Origin of the sequence: Kitasatospora sp. NPDC059646 (assembly GCF_042734615.1) — a bacterium.
Taxonomy (GTDB): domain Bacteria; phylum Actinomycetota; class Actinomycetes; order Streptomycetales; family Streptomycetaceae; genus Kitasatospora.
The window spans coordinates 26976-39815 of sequence record NZ_JBHWDS010000021.1 but is presented as its reverse complement, the minus strand read 5'-3'; the positions used below and the strand labels follow the sequence as shown (position 1 = coordinate 39815).

Annotated in this window: 11 protein-coding genes; 6 read left to right on the top strand and 5 right to left on the bottom strand. The window is 75.7% G+C overall.

The features are described from left to right. Nucleotides 1–216 precede the first annotated feature (216 nt). Both ACFV1L_RS17315 and ACFV1L_RS17310 read left to right on the top strand, forming a co-directional pair. On the top strand, nucleotides 217–1617 hold the full coding sequence (locus ACFV1L_RS17315; RefSeq protein WP_380366672.1) for an oxygenase MpaB family protein: 1401 nt from the start codon (nucleotides 217–219) through the stop codon (nucleotides 1615–1617). A gap of 130 nt (nucleotides 1618–1747) precedes the next feature. After that, the gene (locus ACFV1L_RS17310) at nucleotides 1748–2194 is read left to right on the top strand and encodes a hypothetical protein (RefSeq protein ID WP_380366670.1); all 447 of its coding nucleotides are present in this window, start codon (nucleotides 1748–1750) and stop codon (nucleotides 2192–2194) included. A gap of 57 nt (nucleotides 2195–2251) precedes the next feature. Here ACFV1L_RS17310 and ACFV1L_RS17305 read toward each other — a convergent pair whose 3' ends face one another. The 3 genes from ACFV1L_RS17305 to ACFV1L_RS17295 all read right to left on the bottom strand — a co-directional run bounded on the left by ACFV1L_RS17305 (nucleotide 2252) and on the right by ACFV1L_RS17295 (nucleotide 7066). After that, nucleotides 2252–4777: an ABC transporter permease gene (locus ACFV1L_RS17305; protein ID WP_380366668.1), complete on the bottom strand. Its 2526-nt coding sequence runs from the start codon at nucleotides 4775–4777 to the stop codon at nucleotides 2252–2254. Nucleotides 4778–4862: 85 nt separating this feature from the next. Beyond that, nucleotides 4863–5822 carry an ABC transporter ATP-binding protein gene (locus ACFV1L_RS17300; RefSeq protein ID WP_380366666.1) on the bottom strand — a complete coding sequence of 320 codons (960 nt, stop codon included), beginning with the start codon at nucleotides 5820–5822 and terminating at the stop codon, nucleotides 4863–4865. 206 nt (nucleotides 5823–6028) lie between these two features. Continuing rightward, nucleotides 6029–7066, bottom strand: a complete 1038-nt coding sequence (locus ACFV1L_RS17295; protein ID WP_380366665.1) for a hypothetical protein — start codon at nucleotides 7064–7066, stop codon at nucleotides 6029–6031. Between the two features lie 111 nt (nucleotides 7067–7177). On the opposite strand from ACFV1L_RS17295, the gene ACFV1L_RS17290 reads away from it, so the two are divergent. After that, nucleotides 7178–7528 carry a 5-carboxymethyl-2-hydroxymuconate Delta-isomerase gene (locus ACFV1L_RS17290; RefSeq protein ID WP_380366663.1) on the top strand — a complete coding sequence of 117 codons (351 nt, stop codon included), beginning with the start codon at nucleotides 7178–7180 and terminating at the stop codon, nucleotides 7526–7528. Between the two features lie 433 nt (nucleotides 7529–7961). Then, entirely contained in the window at nucleotides 7962–9647 is a 1686-nt protein-coding gene (locus ACFV1L_RS17285) for a M4 family metallopeptidase (protein ID WP_380366661.1), read from the top strand. A gap of 148 nt (nucleotides 9648–9795) precedes the next feature. Here ACFV1L_RS17285 and ACFV1L_RS17280 read toward each other — a convergent pair whose 3' ends face one another. Together ACFV1L_RS17280 and ACFV1L_RS17275 are read right to left on the bottom strand one after the other, a co-directional pair. Beyond that, on the bottom strand, nucleotides 9796–10275 hold the full coding sequence (locus ACFV1L_RS17280; protein ID WP_380366659.1) for a GNAT family N-acetyltransferase: 480 nt from the start codon (nucleotides 10273–10275) through the stop codon (nucleotides 9796–9798). 22 nt (nucleotides 10276–10297) lie between these two features. Continuing rightward, nucleotides 10298–10699 (bottom strand): DUF4345 domain-containing protein, encoded by a 402-nt coding sequence (locus ACFV1L_RS17275; protein WP_380366657.1) that lies wholly within the window; start codon nucleotides 10697–10699, stop codon nucleotides 10298–10300. Between the two features lie 88 nt (nucleotides 10700–10787). Here ACFV1L_RS17275 and ACFV1L_RS17270 point away from each other — a divergent pair, with 88 nt between their 5' ends. Together ACFV1L_RS17270 and ACFV1L_RS17265 are read left to right on the top strand one after the other, a co-directional pair. Beyond that, nucleotides 10788–11408: a TetR/AcrR family transcriptional regulator gene (locus tag ACFV1L_RS17270; protein WP_380366655.1), complete on the top strand. Its 621-nt coding sequence runs from the start codon at nucleotides 10788–10790 to the stop codon at nucleotides 11406–11408. Between the two features lie 239 nt (nucleotides 11409–11647). Further along, nucleotides 11648–12838 carry an NAD(P)/FAD-dependent oxidoreductase gene (locus tag ACFV1L_RS17265; protein ID WP_380366653.1) on the top strand — a complete coding sequence of 397 codons (1191 nt, stop codon included), beginning with the start codon at nucleotides 11648–11650 and terminating at the stop codon, nucleotides 12836–12838. The last annotated feature ends 2 nt before the right edge of the window (nucleotides 12839–12840 follow it).

Genomic DNA, 12840 nt, shown 5'->3' with positions numbered 1-12840 from the left:
ATGGCCGTGACATGCCTGAGCGTCAGTCCGACTCGGCCCCGAATCGCCCGTGCGGGTGGAGAGTTGCCCGAGGACTCACTCCGCCGGGTGGTTTGGGGGCCGGACCAGCAGGTTCGCCCGTGAACCGACCCTAGGCTTCGGACCATCCGGAACCGGCCGAAGCCGGACGGGCCGACGGACGGCCGCCGGCCCGCCGGGGCGACGAGGGGGAACCACGTGACGGACACCGCCCGCACCGAAGCGGACTCGATGCTGCGCCGCACCCTCGGCGAACGCCGGATCGCCCTGGTCGCCTGGCGGCTGCTCGTCCTGCAGAACGCCCACCCGGCCGTCGGCGCCGGAGTCGGCCAACTGTCCACCTACCGCAGCCACCCCTGGCGGCGCGTGGAACACACCATGGACAGCGGCCGACGCCTGTTCTTCTCCGACCAGCAGGCCCTGCACCGCGAGATCGAGCGACTCGAACGGAGCCACCGCCGGATCGCCGGCGTCGACGACCGGGGCCGCCCCTACACCGCACTCGACCCGGCCGTCCGGGTCTGGGTGCTGGTCACCCTGTACGAGGCCATGACGGCACTGCGGGCGCTCTCCGGCCGCCCGCTGGGCCCCGCCGAACTCGACCGGCTCTACCAGGAGTTCCGGGAGGTCTGCGCGGCGTTCAAGCTCCCCGACGAGCTGTACCCGCCCACCGCCGCCGACGTCCCCGGCTACCTCCGCGCCACCATCCGCGACACCCTCGAACTCACCGACGCCGCACGGGACATGCTGTACACCGTCCTCACCCGCGCCCCCGCCCCGCGCCGCCTCGGCCGGCTCCGCCCCGGCTGGCCGCTGCTGCGCCGGCTCGTCGCCCGCTTCCTCACCGCGCTCACCCTGGCCGACCTGCCGGCCGAGTTCCGCGCCAAGTGCGGCCTGCCGCGCAGCCGCAGCGCCGCCGCGCTGTCCTGGACGGTCCACCGGGGCGCCCGCCTGATCGCCGAGCGGCTGCCCGACCGGCTCCGCTACCGCACCCTGCCCGACGGGGAGCGGGCCCGGCCCGCCACCGCCCGGCCACCCCGGCCGCCACGCGCGCCACGGCGGGACGACCGGCCGGCCCGGCTCACCGCCTTCTACCACCAAGTGCTGGACCAGACCGGTGACGGACGCCTCACCGCCGCCGACTTCCAGGCCATGGCGCACAACGTCTGCTGGCCGTTGGAGCTCGACCAGGAAGCCGAGACGGCCGTCTACGCGGCCTTCGACACCTGGTGGCGGCAACTGCTGGCCGACACGGACGCCAACGGCGACGGCGAGGTCTCCGCCGAGGAGTTCGTCGCCGCGACGCTGGCCGGCCTCGACCGCGACCCCGACTACCTGAGCCGCGGCCTGCACGTCGCCGTCCGCGCCATGTTCCACGCCGCCGACCTCGACCACAGCGGCCTGCTGTGCGCCGACGAGTACCGCACCCTGTTCGGCGGCTCCCGCGTCCACCCCGCCGAACTCACCCACGGCTTCCGGCAGCTGGACACGGACGGGGACGGCGTGATCACCGAGGAGGAATTCGTCCGGGGCTTCACCGAGTTCTTCACCGCCCGGACCAACAGCACGGCCGGTACCCAACTCCTCGGCCGACCATGACACCGCTGGGGTCGGCCCGGGCAGCTGCGGGCTCCGGGCGGCGTGCCGGGCCGGGGGCGAGAGGGCCGAGGGATCGGCAGTGCGGAAGAATGGACGGCGCGGAAGGATCGGCAGTGCGAAGGGGGCGGCGGTGGAGCTGCGCGCGGAGTTGCGGCCACCCGTGGTGACGGGGGCTCAGCAGGCCGGGCCGGGTCGGGAGATCGAGCGGATCGCCGGTCTGCTGACGGCCGGGGGCCAGGAGGCCGGCGACGCCGTGCGGGCGTTCAACCGGGCGACGGGGCACCACTACGGACCGCTCGACTTCACCGAGTACCAGGGCAGCCGGAGCCTCGCGGAGTTCGCGGTCGAAGCCGCCCGCCCGGCCCGGCCGCAGATCGGACGGGTGAGCCGGGACGAACTGGTGGAACTGGTCCGCCGGGCCCTGGAGGCCGGCCCGGACGCGGACTGGTACCTGCGCGTGGTGCAGGCCGCCGTCACGCACCCCGCCGTGACCGACGTGCTGTTCTGGGGCCCGGCCGGGGCGACGCCGGAGGAGATGGCGGCGGAACTGGCGGCCCACCGGCCGATCGCGCTGTGAACGCCCTCTGAACGCCGCAGGGCCGCCCGGGGAAGGGGCGGCCCTGCGGGGCTCCGCTCAGAGCGCGGTGGTGGGACGGCCGCGGAGCAGGGCGCGCCCGGGGACGGCGGTGGCCGCCAGGCAGAGCAGAGCTGCCCCGGCGCCGAGCGGCAGGGCGATCCCGAGCGGAACGTGCGGGGCCGCGGAGGTGAGTGCGCGGGTGAGCGGGCTGAGCGTCGCCCAGGCGATCGCGCCGCCGGCCGCCAGACCGATCGCCGCGATCAGCAGCGCCTCCCAGCGCAGCATCGAGCGGACCTGGCGGCGGGTGCCGCCGCCCAGCCGCAGCAGCGCGATCTCGCGCCGGCGGTCCAGCACCGTCATCACCAGCGTGTTGGCGGCCGTCAGTGCCGCGAACCCGGCCAGCACGGCCGCCATCACGTTGTTCGCCCAGCCGTTCAGCTCCCGGTCACGGTCGACCTGCGCCGCGAACCCCTGACGGTCCGTCACCGGCAGGCCGCCCGGGGCGAGCTCGGACAGCGCCTTCGCGGTGGCCGCGCCGTCCGCCCCCGGCTTCTCGGCGACCAGCAGGCGCGCCGCGTACGGCGCGTCGGTGTGCGCGGCGACCGCGGCCTTCGGCAGCAGCGCCTGCCCGAGGCCCAGCCCCCGCTGGTAGACGGCCACCACCGTCGGCTCCACCCGGGTGCCGTCGCCGAGCCAGAACGCCGCCCGCTGACCGACCCCCACGTGCAGGCCCTCGGCCAGGAAGGAGTCCAGCGCCACCGTGTCGGGGGACCGGCCGAGATCGGCCAGCGAACCGGACGTCACCCCCGGGTCCAGCACCTTCGACAGGGCCGCCGGATCGCCGTCCACCGCCTGGGCGGTGGCCGTGCTGAGCGCACCGGACGCCTGCACCACCAGGCCGGTGGGCAGCAGCCCGACCGCCGCGTCCACCCCCGGCAGGCGCGCCGCCCGCTCCACGGCCCACGAGGGCAGCCCGGGCGCACCGGCGGCCGCACTCACCACCCGATCCGCCGTCAGACCCGCCCGGACCTGCTCGCCGGCCGAGTGCTGGAGGCTGGACTGCAGGAACACCAGCGTCCCGCAGAAGGCCGTGACCATCACGATCGGCACGACCGCCGCCGACAACCGCCGCGACCCGGCCCGGGCGTTGTCGGCCGCCAGCGAGGCCGACGCCCCGGCGGCCCGCAGCAGCACGCCCACCAGACCCACCGCACCGCGCACCAGCCACGGCCCGAGCAGCCCGACCGCGACCAGGAAGCACATCACCACGCCGAGCGCCGTGTTCGCCGCCGCCGCACCGGGCAGGTGGGCGGCGACCACCGCCAGCGCGACCGCGCCCGCGGCGAACAGCGCGCCGCACACCGTCCGCACCGCACCCGGCGCGCCCGGCCCGGCGACCGCGTCGCCGAGCGCCTGCGTCGGCCGCAGCCGGGCACTGCGCCGGGCCGCGAACCAGCCCGCCCCCAGCGCCGTCACCGTGCACACGGCGACCGAGACCAGCAGCGGCAGCGGGCCGGCATCGAGCGACACCCCGGCCGGGACCGCGCCGCGCGCGACCAGCTCGCCGAACCACCAGCGGGCCAGCAGCAGCCCCGGCAGCACACCGATCGCCGCCGCGACCGGTGCCACCAGCACCGCCTCGGTGGCGATCGCCCGGCGGATCTGACGGGGCGTCGCCCCGATCGTCCGCAGCAGCGCGAACTCGCGGGCCCGCTGACCGGTGGCCAGCGCGATGGTGCTCGCCAGCACGAACACCGCCGTCATGGTGGCCGTCCCGCCGAAGGAGCCGCCGAACCCGGCCAGCAGCTCCTTGGCCCGCAGCAGCGCCGGCTGCTCCACCGCGCCGCGCTGCTGACCCGTCGTCACCTGCGCCTTGCCGTCCAGGGCGTGGCGCAGCGTGCGGGCCAGCGCGGCCGGGTCGGTGCCGGGCGCGGGACGCACCGCCAGGGCGTCGATCCGGCCCGGGTGGCCGGAGATCCGGTCGGCGGCGCCGTCCGCGAACCAGGCGGTGGCGGTGCCGGGCTGCGCGTCGGCGAGGCCGGACACCCGGTAGGAGGCGGTGCCGGCGGGCGTGTCGACGGCCAGCACGGCGCCGGGGGCGAGGCGGGCGGCGCGGGCGCTCGCCGCGTCCAGCACCAGTTCGCCCTCGGCCGGGGCGCGGCCCTCGACGAGCCGCTCGCCCGGGGCGATGCCGAGCGCGGCCCAGCCGCGGCCGGTGAGCGCGGGCAGGCCGGAGGCGGCGGCCGACACCGGGAACGCGGAGTCGGGCCGGGCCTGCCCGACGCCCGGGACGGCGGCCACGGCGGCCGTCAACGAGGCGTCCAGCCGGGCCCGTTCGGGCAGGGACTGGGTCATCGTGTCGGGATCCTCGCCGTGCACGACCGTCACCCCGACCTGCTGGTCGGCGGAGACCACGATCGGCGCGTCCGCGTACCGGGCGGGCGCGACGCTCGCGGTCACGCCGGTCTGCAGCAGCACGCCGCAGGCCGTCACGATCGCCGAGGCGAACAGCAGGGCCAGGAAGGTGCCCGCGAACGGCGCGGGCCGGAAGCGCACGGCGGCGCGGGCCAGTCCGGTGGTCATGCGGTCGGCTCCGAGGGGTGGAAGGGGCGGCGACGGGGGCCCGGGCGGGCGGGGCCCGGGTCGTGGGGGCTCGGGGCGCAGGGACTCATGCGGCGGCTCCGGCCGGGCGGGCGGAGAGGGTGAGCATCCGGTCGGAGACGGCGTGCGGATCCGGGTGCCGGAGCTCGCCCGCGAGGACGCCGCCGGCCAGGAACACCACACGGTCGGCGAAGGAGGCGGCGACCGGGTCGTGAGTGACCATCACGACCGTCGCCCCCAGGCCGTCCACCACGCTGCGCAGCAGGCCGAGGACCTCGTGCGCGCTGCGGGTGTCCAGCGCGCCGGTGGGCTCGTCGGCGAAGATCACGTCGGGGCGGGTGATCAGCGCCCGGGCCAGCGCGACGCGCTGCTGCTGGCCGCCGGAGAGCTGGCCGGGGCGGCGGTTCTCGTGCCCGCCCAGGCCGACCGTGGCGAGCAGGTCGCGGGCGCGGGCCCGGTCCTGCCGCGCGCCGGCCAGGCGCTGGGGGAGCAGCACGTTCTGAAGGACCGTCAGTGAGGGCAGCAGATTGAACGCCTGGAAGACGAAGCCGATCCGGCTGCGGCGGAGCTTCGTCAGCGCCTCCTCGCCGAGCGAGCCGATCTCGCGGCCGGCCAGCAGCACCTGCCCCGCGTCGGGCCGGTCGAGGCCGGCGGCGCACTGCAGGAAGGTGCTCTTGCCGGAGCCGGAGGGCCCCATCACGGCGGTGAAGCTGCCCGCCGGGAGCGCCAGGTCGATCCCGGCGAGGGCGTGCACCACCGCCGGGCCGCGGCCGTAGCTGCGCCGCACACCGCGCAGTTCGATCGCGGGCAGCCCGACCTGTGGCAGTCCCGCTCCCGGCAGACCCGCTCCCGGGTGTCCGGTTCCCGGATGTCCCGCTCCTGGCAGCCCCGCTCCCGGGTGTCCGGTTCCCGGGTGTCCGGCCGGGGATGCGACCGTGTCGAGCCGGGGCGGCCAGGGCGCGGCAGCGCCGTCGGCGGGGAACTGGGTGGGCCGGCCGGGCTCTGAACGGCGCAGGCGGGGCGACATGGTGAAGCCTTCCTCGGAGGTGACGCCCCGGTGGTCCTCGTTCCCGGGGCATCGCCAACGCTAGGAAAATCGCAGGTCACGCACCATGAAGAGGGCAGGAGACTTTACGGTGGGGCTACCCCCACCCCCCACCCGGCAGCCAGCCCCAGGGCCGGTCGGCGCGAGGCGGACTGCACGGTGGCCGGTGTCGGTCGGCCGGGGCGGGCTCAGACCGGCCTGGACGCGCGCACCGGCACCTGGTTGGTGGCCGCCAGCACTTCCCCCTGCGGCCGCACCCCGAGCGAGCGCCGCAGTTCGGCCACCTCCGGGTCGGCCAGCGACACCGTGACGGTGTACGGCGCGGGGCCGGTGACGGCGTTGCGCCCGTCCGTGCGCAGGGACAGCCCGTCGGCCAGTGCCTGCGCGTCCACGCCCGGGCAGAGCGCCGCCGCGGGCAGCACCAGGTGTGCGACCGCGCCGCTGGAGGAGACCAGCCAGCCCCGGCCGTCGGGGGTGTGCGGCGCGCCCTCGACCGTCGCGGCCAGCCCGTACGCGCCGGCCAACAGGCCGTCCGGGCCCTCGATCTCCACCGCCACGCCGTCCGGGCCGAGCGGCGCGGACAGCGCCAGCGGCGCCGCGGAGCCCGAACTGAGCCGCAGGTCGAAGGTGAACTCTCCGGACCGGCCGGCGCCGAGGTCCCGGTGGCCGTGGGCGGCCAGCAGCAGAGCCGGTCCTGACGACCCGTCGACGCCCAGCGAGGCGGGCGCCGTCGGGAAGCGGTGGTAGCCGCGCGTCCCGCAGCGGCTGCCGGCCGACATCCCGCCGCCGGGCAGCGCCCGGTCCACCGAGGGCGAGGGCCGGCCCGGGCCGCCGGCGGTGCGGGCGAGTTGCGGGGTGTGCGCCCGCTGCGGCTCGAACAGCACCCCGCCGACCACCAGCAGCACGATCAGCAGCCCGAGCGCCGCCGTCCACCGCTCGCCCCGGCTGAGCGAGTGGAACCGGCGCAGCCGCCCCAACCGGCCGCTGCCGCCCGGGAGTTCGTGCCGCCCGCGGCGGCGGGCCCGGCGGGAGCGACCCGGGCCGCCGGTCGACCAGCGGCGGCCGCCGGGGTCGACCGGCGGCTCGTGCCGCCAGCGCTCGGCCAGCATCCGGGCCCGGGCGGACGGTTCGCTCACGGTGGCGGCGCGGACGAACGCCTCGTCCAGGACCAGACCTTCGAACGGGTCCGGCGGTTCGACGGCGTCGGGCGGGCGTTGGTCGGACATTGCGCCAGTATGCCCGCCGCGGGTGACGTGGCGGGGACTATGTTCTCCGATCAAGGACGCCACCGTCCCGGGAAGGCCCCGGGCGGTCGAACGTCCGGTGAGGAAGCCGCCATGCCGCAGATCCTGATCGACCACTCGCCCGGCCTCGAGTTCGACGCGACGGCCTTCGCCAAGGAGGTCCACCAGCTGATCCCCGAGGTGATCGACGCCGGCACCGCCGACTGCAAGACCGTGGTGCGCCCGGCCGCCGCACACCTGGTCGGTGACGGTTCGTCGGGCGAGGCGGTGGTGCTGGTCGAGATCAAGATCCTGGCCGGGCGCAGCGCCGAGGCCCGCGGCGAACTGTCCGCAAGGGTCACCGACCTGCTGCGCTCGCACGTCCCGGTGCCCGCCGCGTTCTGCGTCGAGATCACCGAACTCGACCGGGAGACCTACGTGTTCGTGCACCACGGCGGGCACTGACGGGGGCCGCTCCGCCGGTGCTGACGGCGCTGCCGAGGCCGGTGGCGCTGCTGGTGCCGGTGGTGTGCCGGCGGGGCGGGCGACGGTGGCTGCGGTAGCAGGCCGGGCAGGAGGCGGCAAGGGGGTCGTCGCTGGCGGGATCCCGCCAGGGCGGCGAACGGGGCGATAGCGGGGCATCACCGGCGGGCGGAGGGATCCGGCCCGGGCCGGTGGCGGGACCTGGCCAATGTGCGGACAGGAGCTGTCCTTTCACCCTCCGCATTGTCATGCTTCTGCCCACCTCCCGTTCGGCGGCCGTCCCCCCACCCTGACGGGCCGTCGAGCACCGCACGGCAGCAGCACGCCAGCGCCCGTACCGCCCCACGGTGCCAAGCCCGGCGCCCCGGTGCGCGGCCCGACCGCGCACCCGCGGTCTCGTGGAAGGACCCCGTACGTGAAGCGGAAGCCGACCCTCGCCGCCGTACTCTCCGCCGCCGCCCTGCTGGCGGGCGCCGTCCAGGTGGCCGCCGTGCCCGCGCAGGCGGACGCGCCGTCGGCGGGCGTGCCGTCGGGCCGGCAGCGCGACGCCCTGCTCGCCCTGGCCGGGGCCGAGGCCGACCCGATCGCCAGGGCGCTCGCGCTGGGCGGGCAGGAACGCCTGGTCGTCAAGGACGCGGTGCTGGACGCCGACGGCGACCGGCACCTGCGCTACGAGCGGACCCTCGCGGGCCTGCCCGTGGTCGGCGGCGACCTGGTCGTGCACGAGCGGGCCGACGGTTCGATCGCCTCCGTCGACCGGGCCTTCGCCGGCCAGTTGGCGCTGCCGAGCCTCTCCCCGCGGCTCTCCGCCGAGCAGGCCGCCGCCGGGGCGACCGGCGCGGTCCGGGCCGCGCTCGGGGCGGTCGCGGGCCCGGACGCGGCGGACACCGGATCGGACGGGGCGGTCACCGGCTCCGACGGGTCGGCTGCGGGGCCGGCCGGGGCGGCGCTCGCGCGGGTCGATGCCACCGGCGAGGCGCAGTTGGTGGTCTGGGCCGGCGGCGACGCCCCGCGGCTGGCCTACCGGACCGTGGTGGCGGGCGTGCGCTCCGACGGCACCCCCAGCAGCCGGCGGGTGATCACGGACGCGGACACCGGTGCGGTGCTCGCCGCCGACGACGGCATCCGGACCGCGACGGGCACCGGCACCGGCGTCCACGTCGGCACCGTCACGCTGACCACCACGCAGAGCGGCGGCACCTACCTGCTGAAGGACGGCACCCGGGGCAACCAGTCCACCGTCGACGGGGGCGTGGCCGGCAACCCGCTGTTCACCAGCGCCACCAACATCTGGGGCAACGGCCTGCCGTCCAACCGTCAGTCGGCCGCCGTGGACGCCCAGTTCGACGCGGCCGCGACCTGGGACTACTTCAAGAACACCTTCGGCCGCAACGGCATCAGGAACGACGGCGTCGGCATCACCAGCCGCGTGCACGTCGGAAACAGCCTCCTCGACCTCTTCTGGGACGACTCCTGCTTCTGCATGAGCTACGGCGACGGCCCCGGCAACACCAAGCCGATGACCGAACTCGACGTCGCCGCCCACGAGATGACCCACGGCGTCACCTCCGCCATCGCCGGGCTGAGCTACTCCGGCGAGCCCGGCGGCCTCGACGAGGCCACCTCCGACATCCTCGGAACCATGGTCGAGTGGTACGCCGGCCTGCCCGCCGACCCGCCGGACTACCTGATCGCCGAGAAGCTCGACCTCAACGGCAACGGCACCCCGCTGCGCTACCTGGACAAGCCCTCCAAGGACGGCTCCTCGCGGGACTACTGGTACGCGGGCATCGGCAGCCTGGACCCGCACTACTCCTCGGGCGTCGCCAACCACTTCTTCTACCTGCTGGCCGAGGGCAGCGGCACGAAGACCATCAACGGCGTGACCTACAACAGCCCGACCGTCGACGGCTCCACGCTCGTCGGCATCGGCCGGGCCAAGGCCGCCGCGATCTGGTACCGCGCGCTGACGGTCTACTTCACCTCCACCACCACCTACCGCTCCGCCCGCACCGCCACCCTCGCCGCAGCCACCGAACTGTACGGCTCACCGGAGGCCGCCGCGGTGGCCGCAGCCTGGAAGGCGGTCAACGTCAACTAGCGTCGGCGGGGCCGACGGACCGGAGCGGGCCGGGCAGCACGCTGCTGTCGGCTCGCCTTCCGGCCACCGCCCTCGAAGACGTGTCGCAGGAGACGGTCGGAGCCACGGTCCGCGGACTCCTGCTCCACGGACTCCGGTCGTGCCGTTCTCAGAGGTTGAGCTTGAAGCCCTCGTGGCTCGGGGCGAAGCCCAAGCCCGCGTAGAAGCGGTGGGCGTCCGTGCGCTGCTTGTTGCTGGTCAACTGGACCAGCGCGCACCCGCGGGCCTCGGCGCGTTCGACGACGAGGGTCATCAGGGCCCGGCCCCGGCCGCCCCCGCGGCGGTCGGCCCGGATCCGTACCGCCTCGATCAACGCCCGTTCGGCTCCGCCCTTGCCGAGCCCCGGGATGTACGTCGCCTGCAGGCAGCCGACCACGGTGCCGGACTCCTCCAGCACCAGCACCTCGTTCCGCGGATCCGCCTCGATCGCCGCGAACGCCCGCTCGTGCGCCGCGCCGACCACGACGCTCCCCGGATCCACCACCTGCTCCTCGTCGGCGAGCAGCGCGAGCACCGCCGGCAGATCGGTCCGTGTCGCGGGGCGCAGCAGGTACGGTGCGGAGCGGGTGGGGCCGGGCGTCGAGGTCACGGGACCAGAGCCTACTGGTCGGTCAGGCGTCCGCGGGTCGGCGCGGCTGCCCGGCGGGGTGCGCCAGCCAGAAGAACAGCGGGGGCAGCAGCAGTTCGACGGCGCCGAGTACCAGTTGGAACCAGTGGGGCCACCCGTCGGCGGCGATCGACAGGATCCGGCCGAGGCCGCCGAGCAGCATCAGGCCGGCCAGCCAGTGGACGGCCGTCACGGGGATCGGTGATCGGCGGGCGGCCCGGAGCCAGGCGACGCCGTAGCCCGCGAAGATCGCGCCGAAGAAGCGGCCGAGGCTGTCGACGGTGGCCCCGGCCGAGGCCGCGCCCGGGATCGCCGCGTTCCCCAGCAGCAGGTGGTAGAGCCCGATCGCCACGCAGGCGTACCCCATGACCTTCATGAGTCCCCGCAGCGCCCCGACCTTGGTCATGGCGGCATCCCCCGCTCAGTAGACACGTGTCAACCAGGACCACCAGGCTACGGCCGGTCAGTAGACACGTGTCAAGTACCATGGCGGCGTGCCTCCCAGACGACGCCTCAGCCCCGCCGACCGCCGCGCCCAGCTCCTCGCCGTCGCCGCGCAGTGCTTCGCCGCGCACACGTACGACGAGGTGCTGATGGAGGACGTCGCCGAGCGGGCCGGGGTCTCCCGCGCGCTGCTGTACCGGCACTTCCCGAGCAAGCGCGACCTGTTCGCCGCCCTCTACCGGCAGGTCGCCGAGCAGCTGCTCGCCAAGACCCGGTTCGACCCCGCCGACTCGCTGGTCGAGCAGCTCACCGAGGGCCTGGACGCCCACATCGAGTACTTCGCCGAGAACCGCAACACCGTGCTCGCCGCGAACCGGGTCCTGGCCGGCGACCACCTGATCCGGACGATCATCGCCGACGAACTCGACGCCCTGCGCGAGGGCCTGCTCGGCGTCCTCCCGCACGCCGACGCGGACGAGGCCACCCGCGCCGCCGTGTCGGGGGTGCTGAAGAGCTGGCTGGTGTTCGTCCAGGTCCTGTGCGTGGACTGGCTCGCCGACCCGCACTGCACCCGCACCGAGCTGCGCGACGTCTGCATCGGCGCCGTCCTCGGCGCGATCCGCCCGCTGCTCCCCGAGGACCCCGCCCCGGACTGGCCGCGCCGGACGTGAACCGCCGGACGTGAACCGCCGGACGTGGACCGCCGGACGTGGACCGCCGCTGTGGTCCGGCCCATGGTTGAGGTGGCCCGAGGTCGGCGTGGCGGCTCGCCGCACCGGCGGAACCGGGCCCGCGGGCGTCGGCCCCGCCCCGGCGGAGAGCCGGTGACCGGCGTCACATCCCAAGCCTGTCAGCAATCGGTCCGCCGTCCCGTTCAGAGGGCACGCGAACCAGACAGGAGAGCACCGTCATGAGGCACCGCATCGTCGTCCTCGGCGCCGGCTACGCCGGAGCCTTCGCCGCCGGCAACCTGGCCCGCCGGCTGTCCGCCGCCGACACCGAGATCACCGTCGTCAACGCCGCCCCCGACTTCGTCGAGCGGATGCGGCTGCACCAGCTCGCCATCGGCCACCCGGTCCGGTTCCGCCCGTTGACCGACCTGTTCGCGGGCACCGGCGTGCGCGTCCGGGTCGCCCGGGTCACCGGCATCGACCCCGAGCGCCGGACCGTCGCCGTCACCGGCGAGGACGGCGACGCCGAACTGGCCTACGACACCCTGCTGTACGCGCTCGGCAGCTCCGTCGACCGGCACGACGTCCCCGGCGTGGCCGAGTACGCGTTCGACGTGACCGGCCTGCCGTCGGCGCTGCGCCTGCGCGACCGGCTGGCCGAACTCGGTGCGGGCGGAACCGTGTTGGTGGTGGGGGAGGGGCTCACCGGGATCGAGACCGCCACCGAGGTCGCCGAGGCCCGGCCCGACCTGAAGGTGGCGCTCGCCGCCCGGGGCGAACTCGGCGCCTGGCTGTCCCCGAAGGCCCGCCGCCACCTGCGCGACTCCTTCGCCCGGTTCGGCATCACCGTCCACGAGCACACCGCGATCGCCGCCGTCGAACCGGGCCGGGCCCTCGCCGCCGACGGCCGCGCCGTCCCGGCCGACGTGACCGTCTGGGCCGCCGGGTTCGCGGTGCAGCCGCTGGCCGCCGCGAGCGGCCTGGAGGTCACCGCGGACGGCCGGGTGGTGGTCGACCGCACCATGCGCTCGGTCTCCCACCCGGACGTGTACGTCGCCGGCGACAGCGCGTACGCGATCGGCGTCAACGGCCGCCCGCTGCCGATGTCCTGCGCCTCGGCCGGGCTGACCGCCCTCCAGGCCACCACCGCGATCATCGCCCGGCTGACGGGCGGTGAGGCCACCGTCTCCGGGCTGAAGTACTACGGCAACCACATCAGCCTCGGGCAGCGGGACGCGATCGTGCAGATGGTCGACGCCGACGTCCGCTCCAAGTCCTGGTACCTGAGCGGCCGGACCGCCGCCCGGTTCAAGTCGGGCGTGCTCAAGGGCTCGGTGTGGAGCATCGCCCACCCGACCTACGGCCTGCCCAGGCGCAAGCGCCACCTGGCGGTCGCCCCCGAGTCGGCCCGGGTGCGGAGCGCCGCCTAAGT